We start from the raw sequence: 18,128 nt of genomic DNA, 5'->3' as shown, positions 1-18,128 counted from the left end.
CGATCAGCGGCAGGCCGGGGCGTCGCCGCTGCCGCACAAGCCAACCTCGCGCAGCCAGCCGATCCACTGCACGACGTCGTCCTTCTCCGGTTCGGCGCGGAACGACTTCTGCACGGTGTGGAAGCCCTGCCTGCCCTGCATGCCCTTGATCCACGTGAACTCCGGTTTGCCGGTGCCGGGGTTCAGCGGGCAACTGAGCATCAGCAGCGCGAATGGCCGTCCGCCCTCCTCGCCTTCGCGGATCCAGTGGCTCTGCGCGGCCGGACAGGCCATGCGCCACCCCGCCTCGATGATGCCGAGGAACTCGCGCGGACTCACATGGCCACTGTTCGGCGCATCGTTGACAGTGACCATGTCGGTCCAGTCCTGCACCGTCTGGCCCTGCGGCACGTACTCGGTGATGCGGTTGCCTTGTGCGTCGGTGCTCTGGTGGGCCTGCTGGTAACCCTTCATCGGCGGCAGCTGGACCTGTTCGACGGCTGCGGCGTGTCCAGCAACTGCGGCGAGCGCCAGCGCCATGCAGAGTGAAACGCTGCGGGTAACGTCCATGCGGTTCTCCTCGTCCTTGCGAAAGTGAAACGGGATCATTGTGCCTTGCTGAGGCGTTGGTGGCGCGCCCGCCATGGCAGGCGCGCCACCGGTTCAGTCCTTGGCGAAGACCAGGCGTCCCCCGTCGTTGCCGACTTCGATGGTGTCACCGTTGACGAAGGCACCGGACAGGATCTGCTGCGCCAGCGGATTCTCCAGCTGCGACTGGATCGCGCGCTTCAGCGGTCGCGCGCCATACACCGGATCGAACCCGACGTTGCCGAGCAGATCGAACACCGCATCGGAGACCGCCAGCTTCAACCCGCGCTCGGCCAGGCGCTTCTCCAGCCCGCGCATCTGGATGCGCGCGATCTGCTTGATCTGCTGCTTGTCCAGCGGGTGGAACACCACGATGTCGTCCAGGCGGTTGATGAACTCCGGACGGAAGTGCGCCTGCACCACGCCCATCACCGCCGCCTTCATCTGCGTGTAGGCCTCCGGACTGTCGTCGGCGCTCATGTCCTGGATCTGGTGCGAGCCCAGGTTCGAGGTCATCACGATGACGGTGTTGCGGAAGTCCACGGTGCGGCCCTGGCCGTCGGTCAGGCGGCCATCGTCCAGCACCTGCAGCAGGATGTTGAACACATCCGGATGCGCCTTCTCCACTTCGTCCAGCAGGATCAGCGAATACGGGCGACGACGCACCGCCTCGGTCAGGTAGCCGCCTTCCTCGTAGCCGACGTAACCCGGGGGGGCGCCGATCAGGCGGGCGACGCTGTGCTTCTCCATGAACTCGCTCATGTCGATGCGGATCATCGCGTCGGCGCTGTCGAACAGGAACTCGGCCAGCGACTTGCACAGTTCGGTCTTGCCGACGCCGGTCGGGCCGAGGAACAGGAACGAGCCGGCCGGACGGTTCGGATCGGACAGGCCTGCACGCGAGCGGCGCACGGCATCGGAGACGACCTTGATCGCTTCCTCCTGGCCGACCACGCGGTTGTGCAGCACCTCTTCCATGCGCAGCAGCTTGTCGCGCTCGCCTTCGAGCATCTTGTTGACCGGGATGCCGGTCCAGCGCGATACGACCTCGGCGATCTCCTCGTCGGTCACGCGGTCCTGTACCAGCTTGAAGTCCTTGTGCTCGGCTTCCTGCGCGGCGGCCAGCTGCTTCTCCAGTTGCGGCAACAGGCCGTACTGGATTTCGCTCATCTTGGCGAAATCCTGGCGGCGCTGCGCAGCTTCCAGCTCCAGCTTGGCCTGCTCGACCTGTTCCTTGATCTTGGTGGCGCCCTGCAGCGCGGCCTTCTCCGACTTCCAGATTTCATTGAGGTCGGAGAACTCGCGCTCCAGCCCGTCGATGTCGTTTTCCAGGTCGGCCAGGCGCTGCCGCGAGGCCTCGTCCTTCTCCTTCTTCAGCATCTCGCGCTGGATCTTCAGCTGGATCACCCGGCGCTCCAGGCGGTCCAGTTCTTCCGGCTTGGAGTCGATCTCCATGCGCAGGCGCGAGGCAGCCTCGTCCATCAGGTCGATGGCCTTGTCCGGCAGCTGGCGGTCGGTGATGTAGCGGTTGGACAGCGTGGCGGCGGCGACGATGGCCGGGTCGGTGATTTCCACACCGTGGTGCACGGCGTACTTTTCCTTCAGCCCGCGCAGGATCGCGATGGTGTCCTCCACCGTGGGTTCGCCGACGAACACCTTCTGGAAGCGGCGCTCCAGCGCAGCGTCCTTCTCGATGTACTTGCGGTATTCGTCCAGCGTGGTCGCACCGATGCAGTGCAGCTCGCCGCGTGCAAGCGCCGGCTTCAGCATGTTGCCGGCATCCATCGCACCGTCGGCCTTGCCCGCGCCGACCATGGTATGCAGCTCATCGATGAACAGGATGATCTGGCCTTCGTTCTTGGCCAGGTCGTTGAGTACACCCTTCAGGCGCTCCTCGAATTCGCCGCGGAACTTGGCCCCAGCGATCAGCGCGCCCATGTCCAGCGACAGCACGCGCTTGCCGCGCAGGCCTTCGGGTACTTCGTCGTTGATGATGCGCTGGGCCAGCCCTTCCACGATCGCGGTCTTGCCCACGCCGGGCTCGCCGATCAGCACCGGGTTGTTCTTGGTCCGACGCTGCAGCACCTGGATGGTGCGGCGGATTTCCTCGTCACGGCCGATCACCGGGTCGAGCTTGCCGCTCTCGGCACGCGCGGTCAGGTCGATGGTGTACTTCTCCAGTGCCTGCCGCTGTTCCTCGGCATTCTCCGACTGCACGTTCTCGCCGCCGCGCAGCTTGTCGATGGCCGCCTGCAGTCGGGTCTTGTCGGCACCGGCGGCGCGCAGCGCCATGCCCAGCGTGCCACCATCCTCCAGCGCCGCCAGCACGAACCACTCGCTGGCGATGAAGGCATCACCGTGCTGCTGGGCCAGCTTGTCGGTCTGGTTCAGCAGGCGCCCCAGGTCATTGCCCATCGAGACGTTGCCGGCCTGGCCGGACACCTTGGGCAGCGCGTCCAGCGCCTCGGACAGGCGCTCGCGCAGCACCGGCACGTTCACCCCGGCCTGGGCCAGCAGCGGGCGCGTGCTGCCGCCCTGCTGGTCCAGCAGCGCGCTGAACAGGTGAACAGGTTCGATGATGCTGTTGTCGCGGCCCACGGCCAGCGACTGTGCGTCTGCCAGCGCCTGCTGGAAACGCGAGGTGAGCTTGTCCATCCGCATTGCGAATCCTCATCGGTCATCAGGGCCGGCCCGCGCCGGCGATGCTGGGAAGATGCGGTTGCCCCACCCCGTTTCAAGGGTGGCTGCGACTGCACCCCGAGGCCAGTCAGCCTGCGGCCAGCATGCCGGAACGGGTGTGGTCGGCGCGTTGATCCCGATCAGTTCGGCGCAGTGGACCGGTTCAGCGGGTGATCGCAGAGCGGAGCGCCCGCAACTGCTGCTTGACTGCCCGCGCCTGCGGGGCGTCCATGCGCAACAGCGCCTTCTGGCCTATCGAGCGCGACTGCAGGGTGGAATCGACGAAGTGGTAGCGACCGCGCTCATCGCGCTGCACCAACGGCGCCTGCGCCAGTTCCGGGGTCTCCAGCAGATGGTCGATCACCGCGACCAGGCGATCATTGAAATATCCGTCGGGTCGGCCCAGGTCCACATAGGCCTGCTGGATCAGCGGATAGAACCGCTTGTACGCGGTAGCCGTTGCCGCCGGATCCAGCGCAGTGAAAGCCTGCACATAGGGCGCGTAACGTGCCGAGTTGCTTGCCGCGATGCGTTCCCCGCCCTCGCCAGGCTCGACCTGCAGGTTGCCCGGCAGCGGCCGTGCGGCCAGCGCCGTCGGCGGCACGCTTGGCTTGTCCAGGTTGTCGACCTGGGTGACCAGGCGCTGGATCAGGTGATCGCGCAGCAGCAGGGTCAGCGGCCCCTCGCCCTGGAACAGTTGGCTCAGCGCGCCCCAGGCCGCGGCATCGCTGTCAGCTAGTTTCGGCAGCGCCGGGTCGGCGGCGGCCTCGGTATCCAGCGGATGCCTGATCGGCGGCGGTGCTGGCGAGGGTTTCGCGGCCGCCTGCGGTTGTGGCGCTGCGCTGGTGCTGACGGGAGTTGACTGCACCGGCACCGAAACACCATCTGCCAGGTGCTTCAGCTGATCCCGGAACAACCAACCGCCCGCGCCGCCGATCACCACCACACCCAGCACCCAGGGCCATACCGCCTTTGCACTCTGCATGATGCAGCACCTCGTTTCACACGCATGGAGAAGGTGTGACCCCACCGGTTCCAGCCGGTTCCCCGCCTGTTCCGCTGCCGTTAGGCTTCGCCCTGCGCCAAAGCCGCGCTCACGCCTGCTTTGCATGCCGCGCGCGAGGCTTGGGGCCTTGTCCTGCGGAGACACTGCCATGCAGTACGCGCTGTATTACTGGACCGGCATCCAGGGCCGGGGCGAGTTCGTGCGGCTGGCGCTGGAAGATGCCGGCGCCGACTACATCGACATGGCGCGGGTGCACGGTGATGCGGTGATGCAGCCGTTCCTGGAGGGCCACAGCGAAGGCCCGCAGCCCTTCGCGCCGCCGTTCCTGAAGGCCGGTCGCCAGGTCATTGCGCAGGTCGCCGCGATCCTGGATTTCCTCGGCCCGACGTTGGACCTGGTGCCGCAGGCCGCATCGCGGCGGATGCAGGCGCTGCAACTGCAGCTGACCATCGCCGATCTGGTAGCCGAAGTGCATGACACCCACCATCCGATTGCCGCATCGAAGTACTACGAAGCGCAGAAGACTGAGGCCAAGGCGCGTGCCGCGTCGCTGCGCAGCGAGCGCCTGCCGAAGTTCCTGGGCTACTTCGAACGGGTGCTGGCCGCCAACGGTGGCCGCCATGCACTGCGCGAGCATTCGTACGTGGATCTGTCGCTGTTCCAGCTGCTGAGTGGGCTGGACTACATGTTTCCACGCCGCATGCAGGCACTGGCGTCCACCCTGCCGCTGCTGCGCGCGCTGCAGGCGCGGGTGGCGAAGCGGCCGAACATCGCCGCCTATCTGGCCTCGGAACGACGTCTGGCGTTCAACACGAATGGCATCTTCCGCCATTACCCGGAGCTGGACGCCGAACGGTAGTGCCGGCCGCTGGCCGGCAGAGCGCGCTGTGATCATTCGCCGCCTGCAACACGCCCCTGTAGGGCCGAGCCATGCTCGGCTCAGAGCAGCCGAGCGCAGGCTCGGCTCTACAGAGCACCAGAAGTGGAAGGAGCGGTAGCGCCGGGCCATGCCCGGCGTCACCGGTCAATGATCGGTGCGATCACCCAGCGGTTGCACCGGCTGCTTCTGCAGCGAAAGCAGGCCCAGCAGCACCGCCAAGGCCACGTAGGCGCCGGCAAACTGCAAACTGATGATGCGCGCCAATCCTTCCAGGTCCCATGGCAGGTAAATGCCGCCGCGCGGATCAACCGAGTGGATCAGCCCGAACAGTGTCAGCAACGCAGCCACCAGCAGGAACCCGCAGGCACGGCGCAGGCGGCCGTCGACCATCGCCGCCACCGCCGAAATCCACAGCATCGAGGTGATGATGAAGCCGTTACCGAGGGTGAAGATCACCGCCAGCTCCGGCAGGCCGTGGCCGTCGAGCTTGGTCAGCAGTTGCGGCAGCTGATCCGGTGCGATCCAGCCGGGTGCCTTGATCGCCAGCAGGTAGGCCACCGACGGCAGGAAACCGAGCACCATCGCGCCGGCATGGTGGCGCGGCGTGGCCTGGAACGCCTGCGTGGTGATGTCGATGGCCACGTACACGATGATCGGTGCCAGCACCGCCAGCGGCAACCACTGCACCAGACCGGAGATGATGCCGAGCATGCCGCCGATGCCGACGAACAGGCCGGTCAGCAGCGTATAGCCGCTGCGCGCGCCCATGTGCTTGTACGCCGGCTGGCCGATGTACGGCGTGGTCTGCGCCACGCCGCCGCAGACGCCTGCCACCAGCGTAGCCACCGCCTCCACCAGCAGGATGTCGCGGGTGCGGTAGTCGTCACCGGCTGCGCGCGCGCTTTCGGATACGTTGATGCCACCGACCACCATGAGCAGGCCGAACGGCAGCAGCAGCGGCAGGTAGGTCATCGCGGTGGGCAGGCCGTCGAGGAAGCCCAGCGTCGGCAGCGGCAGCACCACCTGCGGCGGCACCCACGCCGGCACATGAAAGCCCGGCGCACCCAGCCCGGCCAGACCGAGGCCGTAGTACAGCACGGTGCCGAACACGAAGGCCAGCAGCACGCCCGGGCCACGCACCGGCAGCTTGCCCTTGGCGATCAGCACATACAGCAGCAGGCCCAGCGTGGTGAAGCCGACCAGCGGCGAGCGCAGCGTTTCCAGCAGCGGCAGCAGGCCCATCAGCACCAGCGCGATGCCGGCGATGGAACCCAGCAGCGCGGCACGCGGCAGCGCGCGGGTGACCGCTTCACCGAAGAACGACAGCACGAACTTGAGCACGCCCATGATGACCAGCGCCGCCATGCCCAGCTGCCAGGTGGCGATGCCCGCCGCGTGCGGGTCCATGCCCTGCTGCTTGAAAGCGAGGAACGCCGGGCCGAGCACCAGCAGAGCCATGCCGATGCTGGTCGGGGCATCCAGGCCGAGCGGCATGGCGGTGACATCGTCGCGGCCGGTGCGCGCGGCCAGCCGGCGTGCCATCAGGGTGTACAGCAGGTTGCCGATCAGCACGCCGAAGGCCGTGCCGGGGAACATGCGGCCGAACACCACGTCGGCGGGGAACTGGAAGATCCCGACCAGGGCCATGGCGATGAAGCCGAGGATGGAAAGGTTGTCGACGACCAGGCCGAAGAAGCCGTTGAAGTCGCCGGCGACGAACCAGCGACGCGGTACGGCGGAAGCGGGAGCGGACATGGAAGGGGCGGTGGGGGTGGGGACCGCCGATGGTAGGCCCAGCGGGGCCTGGGCGCCAATTCCGCAGTGGAATGAGGGGTTCCAGCCAACGGCGGGGCCCCTCGCGGCGGGGCGCGGGTAGAGTCGACTGTTAGTCGACTGGCATTGCGAGTTGGGCCGGTCGGGAGGGGCTGCGCAGGACACGCCGGATCCACCTCGCCGACCCACGGCAAACCTGCTCTTGACCTTGCTTCGGCGGTTGCCGTGGTTTCGGCGGGTGCAGGGCGCAGCCCTGCATCGCCCCCCTCACTTCTTCAGGAAGTTGTCCACCAACAGATGCTTCACGTCGTCGAAGCGGCCGTTCAACACCGCCTTGGCCGCATACAGCGCCGTGCCGGCGACCTGCTTGGCTTCGATCTGCGGTGGCATCACCAGCTCGGCGCGGCTGGTGTGCACGTCCAGCAATGCCGGTCCGCGCTGCGACAGGAAATCCTGCACCGCCTCCTCCAGATCCTCGCTGCGCGTCACCGTGCGGCCGTGGAAGCCGATCACTTCGGCAAGGCGGCCAAAATCCGGGTTCTTCAGGTCGGTGTAGTTGTCCAGCAGGCCTTCCACCTTCTGCTCCAGCTCGACGAAGTTCAGCGAGCCATTGTTGAACACCACCACCTTGATCGGCAGGTTTTCCTGCACCGCCGTCAACAGATCGCCCAGCAGCATCGCCAGGCCGCCATCGCCGGACAGCGAAATCACCTGCCGGCCGGGGAACGCCTTCTGCAGGCCCAGTGCCTGCGGCATTGCATTGGCCATCGTGCCGTGCAGCAGGCTGGTCAGCGTGCGGCGGCGGCCGTTGACGCGGATATGGCGCAGCACCCAGACCATCGGCGAGCCGCCGTCGGCGGTGAACAGTGCATCTTCGGTGGCGTACTTCGACAGCAGCGCGGTCAGGTGCTGCGGATGGATCAATTCGCCTTCGCCCGGCTGCTCCTCCTGTTCGCGCTTCTTCAGCGCCTTGTCGCGATGCTCGATGCACTCGTCCAGGAAACTGCTGTCCTCGCGCGGCGGCAGCATCGGCAGCAACGCATCCAGCGTCGGTGCGATATCGCCGACCACGCCGAGGTTCACTGGGTGGCGGCGGCCAAGGTGGCTGCCATCGCGGTCGACCTGGATGATGGTGGCCTTGTCCGGGTAGAACTGGCCCCAGGCGAAGTCGGCGCCGAGCAGCAGCAGCGTGTCGCACTCCATCAGCGTGTGGAAGCCGGATTCGATGCCGAAGATGCCGGTCATGCCCATGTTGTACGGGTTGTCCGGCTCGACGAAATCCTTCGCGCGCGAGGTATGCGCGATCGGGGCCTGCAGGCGCCGGGCCAGTTCCAGCAGCTGTGCGTGCGCGCCCTGGCAACCGGCACCGGCGTAGATGCCGATGCGCTTGCCCTGCCCCAGCAGTTCGGTGATGCGCTGCAGCTCGGCATCGGACGGGCGCAGCACCGGCTGGGTGTAATGCACCGAGAACGGCACATCGTGCTTCACCTCGGCCTGGCTGATGTCGGCCGGCAGGATCACTACCGCCACGCCACGCCGGCTGATCGCCGCCTGGCAGGCCAGGGCCACCACGCGTCGCGCCTGCTCCGGGCTGTGCACCTGTTCGCAGAACACCGTGCAGCTGCCATAGACGGCCTTGAAATCCACTTCCTGCGGGAATTCCATGCCCAGCTCGCTGGTCACCACCTGGCTGGCGATCAGCACCATCGGCGCACGGTTGCGGTTGCTCTCGAACACGCCGTTGATGAAGTGCAGGCCACCGGGACCACAGGAGCCGGCGCAGGCGGTCAACTCGCCGCTCACCAGCGAATCGGCGCCGGCAGCGAAGGCTGCCACTTCCTCATGACGCACGTGCACCCAGTCGATGTCACTTCGGTGCAGGGCATCGGTGACGTGGTTCAAGGTGTCGCCGACGATGCCATAACAGCGGCGGACGCCCGCCTGCTGAAGGGTCTCGACAACGATCTCGGCAACGCGCTTGCTCATCGGATACATCCTCGAACGGGGGAACGTCCGAGGCTAGACCCGAGGAAGTGATGCCTCCGCAAAAAAAGGGGACGGAGGGAATTAAGTCGTTAACGGCACAAGCGACTTAATTCCCTCCGTCCCCTTTTTCGTCAATCGTTGACGTTGATCCAGCCCACCACCGCGCCCTGCTTCGGGTTGCGGTAGCGCAGCTTCACCCAGCCATCCTGTTCATCCAGCATCTCCACGCGGTCTCCCTGCACCAGGTAACGCCTGGTGGTGGATGCGCCGGGCCGGTCGAACAGGAACAGCCGCGCCGGTGCCACGGTGGCCTGCTGGCCACGCAACGGTCCATCCGGCGGTGCGCCCAGGCCATCGGCAATGGCACTTTCCAATACTCGGCCGGCGGGATCATAGGTGCGCCAGACCGCCAGCGGGCCCTGCTCATCGGTCTGCTCCCAACGCAGCGCGGCGTTCACCGTATCGCCCAGCATCAGCACACGCTCGGCGCGGTACAGATGGAGCGTCGCGCCTGCAAAGCGGTACTGGTCGGTGTACCACATCGGGCCGCTGCGGCAGCTGCTGGTCAGCGTGCGGCTGGGACGGTCAACCGTCAGCCCCATCAGCTCACCGCAGCTGTCCTTGCCATGGGTCTCGGCCTGCAGCGCGCGGAATGCCTCAACGGCCGGATCGAACCGGTACACCGCCACCGCTTCGTTGACCATGCCCACCGAAGCGCGTGCGACCAGTTCCGGGTAGCCATCGAAATCGACATCTTCGAGCGACCAGCGCGAATGGCCGTCGGCATCCACCGCGCCCTCCAACGTCTGGCGCTTGCCCGACGGCGACAGCTGCACTGCAATGCTGCCGTCCTGCTGGGGATCGGCATGCGCCTGCACATGCGCGGCCACCTGGAAGCGCAGCGTTTCGCCGTCGTCCCCACCCGCCTGCGCCGTCGGTGCCAGCGCGCCGGCCAGCGCCAGGCCCAGCAGGCATTCCCTGTAGTTCATCATTGCTCCCTGCGGCACCGCGGCGGCACCTTCAACTCAGAACGATACCTCGACCGGCTGCCGCGACCACAGCACCGACTGATGCCTGGTCTGCTGCTTCCACGCCAGGCGGATCGCTTCGATATCGGCGCGGCGCTGCGGGGTGTCCTCATGCAGCACCACCAGCACCTTGGTGCGCAGGCGGTTGGGCGCGGCATCGCCGCGGAACAGCCACTGGCCATAGGCATCGAACACGGTCAGGCCATCCGGGAAGCGCGGGGTCACTTCCTTGTCCAGGAAGGTGCGCCACTGCGCGTCGCTGATGGTGTCGGCCTGCGGGCGGTTGCCGGCGCCCTGCTCCTCGCCCACGCCGAAATACAGCTCGCTGCGCACCCAGCCGTGGCCGGCGGACGGGCGTGCGGCATCGCCCTTCAGTTCGGCGGTGGTGGCCGTGGCATAGGCGCTGGGCGCCTGCGAAGAGAGGCTGGCGCAGCCGCTGGTGGCCAACAGCACGGCGAAGACGAGGCCAAGGTGTTTCATCGGTACAGCTCCGGGGAAGGGGTCAAGGCGAGCCGGCAGCGTACAGCGCCACCGGCCGGGCGTGCTGATGCCAACCGGGCATCAGCTCATGCCGGACCGGCAGGGGCTTGCATCGGCACCGGCCATCACGCGAAGATAATATATCGCTTCATCCGGATGGATGTAAGTGAAACCATCTCCCCTTCCCCGCCGTCGTTGTTGCTGGAGTCCCCATGTCCGCCCGCCTGCCCGCGTCGCCGCTCGGCCTCGCCATCACCCTCGCGCTTTCCACCGCCGCCGCCCCGGCGCTGGCCCAGGACGCCACCAACCTGGATACGGTGATCGTCACCGGCACCCGTGCCGCCGACCGCACCGTGCTCGAATCCACCTCGCCGGTGGATGTGCTCACCGCCGAGGACATCCGCAAGGCCGGCGTGGTCAACGGTGAGCTGGGCAGCGCGCTGCAGGCGCTGCTGCCGTCGTTCAACTTCCCGCGCCAGTCCAACTCCGGTGGCGCCGACCATGTGCGCGCAGCGCAGCTGCGTGGCCTGTCGCCGGACCAGGTGCTGGTGCTGGTCAACGGCAAGCGCCGCCACCACACCGCACTGGTCAACACCGACAGCAAGATCGGCAAGGGCACCACCCCGGTCGATTTCAATTCGATTCCGGTCAGTGCGATCAAGCGCATTGAAGTGCTGCGCGACGGCGCTGGCGCGCTGTACGGATCGGACGCCGTGGCCGGCGTGATCAACGTGATCCTCGACAATGGCGGTGACGGCGGCGAGATCGAGGCGAGCTACGGTGCCAACCACACCGACCTCAAGCCGATCGGCCGCACCCTTACCGATGGCCAGACCGGCAACCTCAGCGCCAAGGTCGGCACCTCGCTGGGCGAAGACGGCGGCTTCCTGCGCGTCGGCCTGGAATACAAGCACCGCAACGGCACCAACCGCGCCGGCTTCGACCAGATTCCGCCGTGGGACCAGACCCCGGGCAACCTGGCGCTGCAGGGCAGGCGCAATTATGTGCTGGGCGATGGCCAGAGCAAGGACATCAACCTGTGGCTGAACACCGAGATTCCGGTGGGCCAGACCTCGACGTTCTACGCGTTCGGTACCTTCAACCAGCGTGACACCGAAGGCGCGAACTACTTCCGCTATCCCGATGGCGATGCCAACTGGAAGCAGGTCTATCCGAACGGCTACCGGCCGATCTCCGAGGGCGAGAACCGCGACGTGCAGGCCGTGGCCGGCGTGCGCGGGCAGTGGAGCGAATGGAGCTACGACGGCAGCCTGGACTACGGCCAGAACGACTTCACCTACCGCCTGCGTGATTCGCTCAACGCGTCGCTGGGCCCGACCAGCCCGACCCGCTTCAAGACCGCCGACTACGCGTACGCGCAGACCGTGGGAAACCTCGACCTGAGCCGCGTGTTCACCCAGAGCGACAGCATCAGCCACACCCTGGGCCTGGGCGTGGAAGCACGCCACGAGCGCTACCAGACCCGTCCCGGTGACCCAGCCAGCTACGCCGCCGGCCCGTACACCGATCGCCCGACCGGTTCGCAGGCAGGTGGTGGCCTGACCCCGCAGGACGCGGCGCGCCTGTCGCGCGATGTGGCCAGCGCCTACGCCAGCCTGTCCAGCCAGTTCGGCGAGAAGTTCTCCACCGACCTGGCCGCGCGCTACGAGCACAACGAAGACTTCGGCGGTGAACTGACCGGCAAGCTCGGCCTGCGCTATGAGTTCACCCCGGCGTTCGCGCTGCGCGGCGCGATCTCCAACAACTTCCGCGCACCGTCGCTGGCGCAGATCGGCTACGAGTCCACCTCTACCGGCTACAACGCAGGTGGCCAGCTGGTGCAGGGCCGCCTGCTGTCGGTCAACAATCCGATCGCACGCGGCCTGGGTGCACAGAACCTGAAGCCAGAGAAATCGCTGAACACCTCGCTCGGCTTCACCAGCCGCATCGGCGAGCATTTCGACCTGTCGCTGGACTTCTTCCAGATCGACATCGATGACCGCATCGCACTGTCGGAGAGCATCACCGGCGATGCGCTGACCGACTACGTGGCCGCCAACTACGGCGTCAGCGGCCTGCAGAGCGCCAGCTTCTTCGTCAACGCCGCCGACACCCGCACCCGTGGCGCCGAGCTGGTGAGCAACTGGCGCCAGTCGCTGGGCGATGGCCAGCTGCTGCTGACCGGCACCTATGCGTATACCAAGACCACGCTGAAGAACGTGCTGGCCACCCCGGCCCAGCTGCGCGCGCTGAATCCGGGCTACGTGCTGTTCGGCATCGAAGAGACCAACACGCTTACCGACGCCACGCCGCGCACGCGTGGCAGTTTCTCGGCCGCATGGAGCAACGACCACTGGTCGCTGAGCACCCGCGTGAACCGTTATGGCAGCGCCACCCGCGTGTTCAACTTCGGTGACGGCTACATCCCGCGCCAGACCTACCAGGCCGAGTGGCAGCTGGACGCGGAAGTCGAATACCGCATCACCCCGCAGTGGAGCGTGGCCCTCGGCGGGCAGAACCTGACCGACAACTATCCGGATCGATCCAACAGCGATATCCACTACTTCGGCAACCTGCCGTACGACGTGCTGTCGCCGATCGGCAGTAACGGTGCGTACTACTACGGCCGCGTCCGCTATACGTTCTGATTCGCCAGTCCGGTAGTGCCGGCCGCTGGCCGGCAACCGCAGGGTGCATCCATGGGCTGTCACGTTGCCGGCCAGCGGCCGGCACTACCCCGATCCGTAGCCTGCCCTCGACCCCACGTACACGCCCACGCTGGCAAGCTGGGCTTCATGGCTGAACCGCTCCCCCTGCGTCCGCCGCCGCCATTGCTGGATGACGCCTGCGCGTTGTTCCTCGATGTCGACGGCACCCTGATCGAATTCGCTGCACGCCCGGATGCCGTGCAGCTGCTGCCGGATGTGCGCGAAGCCATCGGCCGCATCAGCGACCGCCTGGAAGGTGCCGTGGCACTGGTCAGTGGCCGCCCGCTCGAACAGCTGGATCAACTGTTCGCTCCGCTGCAACTGCCTGCTGCGGGCCTGCATGGCCATGAACTGCGTGGGCAGGATGGTCGCGTACTGCGCGACGAACACGATGACGACACCGCCGAATGGCTGCACGCACTGCACCAGCAGGCGATGCGCTTCGCCCACGGCCATCCCGGCGTGCTGGTGGAAGACAAGGGTGTCGGCCTGGCGCTGCACTGGCGCGGCGCGCCGCACGCCGCCAGCGATGTGCGCGCCTTCGCCGACCGCCACGTGCGCGGCCGCGCCAGTTACCGCCTGCAACCTGGCGACCATGTGGTCGAGTTCGTCCCCGTTGGCAGCGACAAGGGCCGTGCGGTGCGGAGGATGATGCAGTACCTGCCCTTCCGCGGCCGCCTGCCGGTGTTCCTCGGTGACGACCTCACCGACGAATTCGGCTTCGACGCTGCCAACGGCCAGCATGGCTGGAGCGTGCTGGTGGGCGAACGTGAACCCAGCAAGGCGGTGTTCGCGCTGCCCGACATACGCAGCGTGCACGCCTGGCTGCGTGAGAATGCCTATTGACCCGGCCACCCCACGGCCGCAACCGAGATGTACCGCGTGATGACCCAACCCGATCTTGATCTGGGCGTGGTCGGCAACGGCAGCTTCGGCGCCCTGGTCGACAAACGCGCCCGCGTTGTCTGGAGCTGCCTGCCCACCTTCGACGGCGACCCTACCTTCTGTGCGCTGCTCGGCCCCAACCAGCAGACCGGTGGCGACTTCGCCATCGAGCTGGAAGATTTCGTCAGCAGCGAGCAGGAATACCTGACCAACACGGCGATCCTGCGCACCGTGTTGCGCGACGCGCACGGCGGCGAACTGGAAATTCTCGACTTCGCCCCACGCTGGCGCCAGAACGACCGTTTCTACCGCCCGGTCAGCCTGATCCGCCAGGTGCGTCCGCTGGCCGGCAGCCCGCGCATCACCGTACGCGCACGCCCGCTGGCGGACTGGGGCGCACGCGTTCCGGAATCCACCTGGGGCAGCAACCATGTGCGCTGGGTGCTGCCCGAACATGTGCTGCGGCTGACCACCGACGTGCCGGTGCGCTTCGTGCGCGACGGCCTGCCGTTCGTGCTCAACCATCCCATCCACCTGATCCTGGGCGTGGATGAATCGCTCAACCGTTCGATCAGCGGCTATGTGCAGGAGGCCTTCCAGCGTACCCGCGATTACTGGCGCGAATGGGTGCGCTACCTGTCCATTCCCCTGGAATGGCAGGACGCGGTGATCCGCAGTGCGATCACGCTGAAGCTGTGCCAGTACGAGGACAGCGGCGCGATCATCGCGGCGATGACCACCTCCATTCCTGAAGCCCCCGGCAGCGTGCGCAACTGGGATTACCGCTACTGCTGGCTGCGTGATGCCGCGTTCGTGGTGCGTGCATTGAACCGCCTCGGCGCCACGCGCACGATGGAACAGTTCCTCGGCTACATCTTCAACCTGGCCACGACCGACGGCACACTGCAGCCGCTGTACGGCATCGGATTCGAAGCGAAGCTGGACGAAGATGAGGTCCCCAGCCTGTCCGGCTACCGCGGCATGGGCCCGGTACGGCGCGGCAATCTGGCCTGGGTGCAGCGCCAGCACGATGTCTACGGCAGCGTCGTGCTGGCGTCCACGCAGCTGTTCTTCGACCGGCGCCTGCAGGACCCGGGTGATGCGCACACCTTCGCCCGCCTCGAACCCCTCGGCGAGCAGGCCTTCGCCCTGCACGACGTACCCGATGCCGGCCTGTGGGAGTTCCGCGGCCGCACCGAGGTGCACACCTACACCAGCGCGATGTGCTGGGCCGCCTGCGACCGCCTGTGCAAGATCGCCGTGCGGCTGAAGCGCGACGACCGCGCCCACTACTGGCGCACACGTGCCGACACCATCCACGCGCGCATCATGGCCGAATCCTGGAGCGAAGCGCTGGGCCACTTCACCGATACCTTCGGTGGCCATCGCCTGGACGCCTCGCTGCTGCTGCTGGCCGACATCGGCTTCATCGACGCGATGGATGCCCGCTTCATCGCCACCGTCGAAGCCATCGGCCGTGACCTCAAGCATGGCAATTCGCTGTACCGCTATGTCGCGCCGGATGACTTCGGTGAACCGGAAACCAGCTTCACCATCTGCACGTTCTGGTACATCGATGCACTGGCGGCGATCGGGCGCCTGGACGAGGCGCGCGAGATGTTCGAGCTGCTGCTGAAGCAGCGCAACCACCTGGGCCTGCTGTCGGAGGATCTGGCCTTCGACACCGGCGAGGCCTGGGGCAACTTCCCGCAGACCTATTCGCATGTCGGCCTGATCACCGCCGCGATGCGCCTGTCGCGGTCCTGGCAGGAGGCATCGTGAGTCGCCTGGTCGTGGTATCAAATCGTGTGGCCGTGCCCGGCGAGAACCGCGCAGGCGGCCTGGCGGTCGGCCTGCTGGCCGCCCTGAAGGAGCGCGGCGGCCTGTGGTTCGGCTGGAGCGGCAAGACCGTAAAGGAAGGCAGCGGCACGCTGCACCGGCAGAAGGACGGTGACATCGACTACGTCACCATGGACCTGAGCAAGCGCGAAGTCGATGGCTACTACAATGGCTTCGCCAACCGGACGCTGTGGCCGTTGCTGCACTTCCGGCTGGATCTGGTCGACTACGACCGCGGCACCCGCGAGACCTACCACAAGGTCAATGCGCTTTTCGCCGATAAGCTCGCGCCATTGCTGCGCGAGGACGACATCGTCTGGATCCACGACTACCACCTGATCCCGCTCGGCGCACTGCTGCGCGAGCGCGGCATCGGCTGCCGCATCGGCTTCTTCCTGCACATCCCGATGCCGTCGGCCGACCTGCTGCAGGCCATGCCCGATCATCTGCGGTTGTTCTCCGCGTTGTACGCCTACGACCTGGTCGGCTTCCAGACCCAGCGCGATGCCGATCGCTTCCAGACTTACCTGCGCCTGTTCGGTGGTGGCCGCGTGCTCGACAACGGTGAGCTGGAAGCCCCCGGTGGGCGCCGATTCCGTGCGGCGGCCTTCCCGATCGGCATCGACACCGAACTGATCGCACGCCAGGCCGGCACCGCCGCGACCAAGGCCGCAGTGAAGAACCTGCGCAGCAGCCTGCGGGACCGCCAGCTGGCGATCGGCGTGGATCGCCTGGACTACTCCAAGGGCCTGCCCGAACGCTTCCTCGGCTTCGAGCGCTACCTGCAGCGCCACCCCGACCAGCGCGGCTCGCTCACCTACCTGCAGATCGCGCCGGTCTCGCGCGGCGATGTCACCGAGTACCGGCAGCTGCGCAGCCAACTGGAACAGATCGCCGGCCACATCAACGGGGGCCACGCCGAGCCGGACTGGACGCCGCTGCGCTACGTCAACCAGAACTTCACCCATGCCACGCTCACCGGCTTCTACCGGGCGGCGGCGGTCGGCCTGGTCACGCCGCTGCGCGATGGCATGAACCTGGTGGCCAAGGAATACGTGGCCTCGCAGGACCCGGAGGATCCCGGTGTGCTGGTGCTGTCACTGCTGGCCGGCGCCGCCGACGAACTGAAGCAGGCACTGCTGGTGAACCCGCACGACCTTGACGGCGTGGCCGATGCGATCGCCACCGCAGCGACGATGTCGCTGAGCAGGCGCAAGGAACGCTGGCACGCGATGATGGAACATCTGCGCACCTACGACATCAACCACTGGCGCCGCAGCTACCTCGACGCGCTGGAAGGCTGAAGAAAAAGGGGACGGAGGGGATTAAGTCGTTTGTGCACAAACGACTTAATCCCCTCCGTCCCCTTTTTCTTCAGTCCAGGAACCGCGCGACCTGTTCCGGTGCGGGTAGATGGCAGGTGTCATGCCGACCGAACCAGCGGTAGCGATTGCGTGCCAGCGCGCGATACGCCGCATCACGCCAGCCGCGCGGCACGAGCCGCAGCACGCCGGCCAGGCGCCAGGCGCCGCCCAGCCCCGCAAGTACGCGCAGGATCGCATCGGTATCGGTCCAGGCACCCTGTGCGTCCAGCAGCAGGAACGACATCGGGTCCTGCGGATCCAGCCCGTGCGCGCGCAGCATCGCGCTGCCCTTCTGCCCCTGCATCGCTGCAAAGCGGTAGCGCCCCCTGCGATCGAAACGCAGCAGGAACCGCACCCAGCGGTTGCACAGTGCGCACACGCCATCGAACACGATCACCGCGCTGCCAGCCTCGGCGGCAGCGTCACTGCGGTTCGAGCCAACCTTCATAGCGGATCAGGGCTCCGGCCCAGGGCAGCGTCACATCGACCAGGAAAGTGTAGCGCTCGCCCTGCCAGGCTTCACGGCAGCGCACACCGCCGAACCAACGCGTCGGCAGCGGCAGCAGCCCGAACGCCCAGACCCGGCGCACCGACCAGTCGATACCACCGTCGCGGGCCTGCAGCGCGAACTCGAAGCGCACCGCGCCCAGCTGCTCGCGCAGATGCCCGTCGTGCGCCCACAGCCGCGACACCATTGGCCAGCGGCCGAACCGCCGCGCCCACTGCTCGCCCTGCCGGTAGCGGTTAAACGCCACCTCGGTGGGCAGCGCGTCACCGTCCTGTGGCAACCGCGCCAACGCAGCCAGCAGCGGCACCAGCCAGTGCCGCCCCCTCACGATGCAGGCCTGCCCCACGTAGCGGCACGGCAACGGCGCGGCATGCAGCGCCTGCACCGGTCCTGCCAGGGTGGCGAAGGCCGGCCCCAGCACACGC

14 protein-coding genes are annotated in these 18,128 nt (G+C 67.0%); 5 read left to right on the top strand and 9 right to left on the bottom strand.

All coding sequences use genetic code 11. The annotated features are described in order from the left end of the window. Positions 1-3 precede the first annotated feature (3 nt). From AC5P66_RS06075 to AC5P66_RS06065, 3 genes are all read right to left on the bottom strand, one after another. Positions 4-549 carry a hypothetical protein gene (locus AC5P66_RS06075; protein ID WP_238378509.1) on the bottom strand — a complete coding sequence of 182 codons (546 nt, stop codon included), beginning with the start codon at positions 547-549 and terminating at the stop codon, positions 4-6. Between the two features lie 93 nt (positions 550-642). Beyond that, positions 643-3,228 (bottom strand): ATP-dependent chaperone ClpB, encoded by a 2,586-nt coding sequence (clpB, locus tag AC5P66_RS06070; protein WP_099494609.1) that lies wholly within the window; start codon positions 3,226-3,228, stop codon positions 643-645. Between the two features lie 181 nt (positions 3,229-3,409). Next, positions 3,410-4,231 carry a DUF3014 domain-containing protein gene (locus tag AC5P66_RS06065; RefSeq protein ID WP_495216126.1) on the bottom strand — a complete coding sequence of 274 codons (822 nt, stop codon included), beginning with the start codon at positions 4,229-4,231 and terminating at the stop codon, positions 3,410-3,412. A 169-nt stretch (positions 4,232-4,400) separates the two neighbouring features. On the opposite strand from AC5P66_RS06065, the gene AC5P66_RS06060 reads away from it, so the two are divergent. Then, entirely contained in the window at positions 4,401-5,111 is a 711-nt protein-coding gene (locus tag AC5P66_RS06060) for a glutathione S-transferase (RefSeq protein ID WP_019660153.1), read from the top strand. Between the two features lie 165 nt (positions 5,112-5,276). Here AC5P66_RS06060 and AC5P66_RS06055 read toward each other — a convergent pair whose 3' ends face one another. From AC5P66_RS06055 to AC5P66_RS06040, 4 genes are all read right to left on the bottom strand, one after another. Then, complete coding sequence (locus tag AC5P66_RS06055) at positions 5,277-6,887, bottom strand: SulP family inorganic anion transporter (protein WP_099494611.1); 1,611 nt, start codon at positions 6,885-6,887, stop codon at positions 5,277-5,279. 285 nt (positions 6,888-7,172) lie between these two features. Continuing rightward, positions 7,173-8,891, bottom strand: a complete 1,719-nt coding sequence (locus AC5P66_RS06050; protein WP_099495925.1) for a thiamine pyrophosphate-dependent enzyme — start codon at positions 8,889-8,891, stop codon at positions 7,173-7,175. Positions 8,892-9,022: 131 nt separating this feature from the next. Continuing rightward, the gene (locus AC5P66_RS06045) at positions 9,023-9,880 is read right to left on the bottom strand and encodes an XAC2610-related protein (RefSeq protein WP_099495949.1); all 858 of its coding nucleotides are present in this window, start codon (positions 9,878-9,880) and stop codon (positions 9,023-9,025) included. Between the two features lie 36 nt (positions 9,881-9,916). Then, the gene (locus AC5P66_RS06040) at positions 9,917-10,399 is read right to left on the bottom strand and encodes a DUF3574 domain-containing protein (protein ID WP_049452521.1); all 483 of its coding nucleotides are present in this window, start codon (positions 10,397-10,399) and stop codon (positions 9,917-9,919) included. 212 nt (positions 10,400-10,611) lie between these two features. Here AC5P66_RS06040 and AC5P66_RS06035 point away from each other — a divergent pair, with 212 nt between their 5' ends. The 4 genes from AC5P66_RS06035 to otsA all read left to right on the top strand — a co-directional run bounded on the left by AC5P66_RS06035 (position 10,612) and on the right by otsA (position 17,135). Continuing rightward, positions 10,612-13,047, top strand: a complete 2,436-nt coding sequence (locus AC5P66_RS06035; RefSeq protein ID WP_099495926.1) for a TonB-dependent receptor plug domain-containing protein — start codon at positions 10,612-10,614, stop codon at positions 13,045-13,047. Between the two features lie 147 nt (positions 13,048-13,194). Further along, on the top strand, positions 13,195-13,953 hold the full coding sequence (gene otsB / locus AC5P66_RS06030; protein WP_049440966.1) for a trehalose-phosphatase: 759 nt from the start codon (positions 13,195-13,197) through the stop codon (positions 13,951-13,953). Positions 13,954-13,992: 39 nt separating this feature from the next. Continuing rightward, positions 13,993-15,774, top strand: a complete 1,782-nt coding sequence (locus AC5P66_RS06025; RefSeq protein WP_049411744.1) for a glycoside hydrolase family 15 protein — start codon at positions 13,993-13,995, stop codon at positions 15,772-15,774. After that, positions 15,771-17,135 (top strand): alpha,alpha-trehalose-phosphate synthase (UDP-forming), encoded by a 1,365-nt coding sequence (otsA, locus tag AC5P66_RS06020; protein WP_005418588.1) that lies wholly within the window; start codon positions 15,771-15,773, stop codon positions 17,133-17,135. The genes AC5P66_RS06025 and otsA overlap by 4 nt, the downstream gene beginning before the upstream one ends. Positions 17,136-17,205: 70 nt before the next feature. Here the strand turns inward: otsA and AC5P66_RS06015 are convergent, their stop codons facing one another. Beyond that, a complete protein-coding gene (locus AC5P66_RS06015; protein ID WP_099495927.1) occupies positions 17,206-17,643 on the bottom strand; it encodes a thiol-disulfide oxidoreductase DCC family protein in 438 nt (145 codons plus the stop codon). Then, the gene (locus AC5P66_RS06010) at positions 17,618-18,124 is read right to left on the bottom strand and encodes a DUF4166 domain-containing protein (protein WP_049416934.1); all 507 of its coding nucleotides are present in this window, start codon (positions 18,122-18,124) and stop codon (positions 17,618-17,620) included. Before AC5P66_RS06010 ends, AC5P66_RS06015 begins: the two co-directional genes overlap by 26 nt. Positions 18,125-18,128 lie beyond the last annotated feature (4 nt).

It is taken from the genome of Stenotrophomonas sp. YJH_SMC_122 (assembly GCF_059369535.1).
The sequence above is the reverse complement of the archived record's forward strand: the minus strand, read 5'-3'. Positions and strand labels throughout refer to the sequence as shown.

What these genes read in the sequence shown, in the direction of transcription:
- clpB (WP_099494609.1), bottom strand. Translation starts at nt 3,228, where the DNA reads ATGCGGATGGACAAGCTCACCTCGCGTTTCCAGCAGGCGCTGGCAGAC.
- AC5P66_RS06025 (WP_049411744.1), top strand. Translation starts at nt 13,993, where the DNA reads ATGACCCAACCCGATCTTGATCTGGGCGTGGTCGGCAACGGCAGCTTC.
- AC5P66_RS06045 (WP_099495949.1), bottom strand. Translation starts at nt 9,880, where the DNA reads ATGAACTACAGGGAATGCCTGCTGGGCCTGGCGCTGGCCGGCGCGCTG.
- AC5P66_RS06055 (WP_099494611.1), bottom strand. Translation starts at nt 6,887, where the DNA reads ATGTCCGCTCCCGCTTCCGCCGTACCGCGTCGCTGGTTCGTCGCCGGC.
- AC5P66_RS06035 (WP_099495926.1), top strand. Translation starts at nt 10,612, where the DNA reads ATGTCCGCCCGCCTGCCCGCGTCGCCGCTCGGCCTCGCCATCACCCTC.
- AC5P66_RS06060 (WP_019660153.1), top strand. Translation starts at nt 4,401, where the DNA reads ATGCAGTACGCGCTGTATTACTGGACCGGCATCCAGGGCCGGGGCGAG.
- AC5P66_RS06065 (WP_495216126.1), bottom strand. Translation starts at nt 4,231, where the DNA reads ATGCAGAGTGCAAAGGCGGTATGGCCCTGGGTGCTGGGTGTGGTGGTG.
- AC5P66_RS06075 (WP_238378509.1), bottom strand. Translation starts at nt 549, where the DNA reads ATGGACGTTACCCGCAGCGTTTCACTCTGCATGGCGCTGGCGCTCGCC.
- AC5P66_RS06050 (WP_099495925.1), bottom strand. Translation starts at nt 8,891, where the DNA reads ATGAGCAAGCGCGTTGCCGAGATCGTTGTCGAGACCCTTCAGCAGGCG.
- AC5P66_RS06040 (WP_049452521.1), bottom strand. Translation starts at nt 10,399, where the DNA reads ATGAAACACCTTGGCCTCGTCTTCGCCGTGCTGTTGGCCACCAGCGGC.
- otsB (WP_049440966.1), top strand. Translation starts at nt 13,195, where the DNA reads ATGGCTGAACCGCTCCCCCTGCGTCCGCCGCCGCCATTGCTGGATGAC.
- AC5P66_RS06015 (WP_099495927.1), bottom strand. Translation starts at nt 17,643, where the DNA reads ATGAAGGTTGGCTCGAACCGCAGTGACGCTGCCGCCGAGGCTGGCAGC.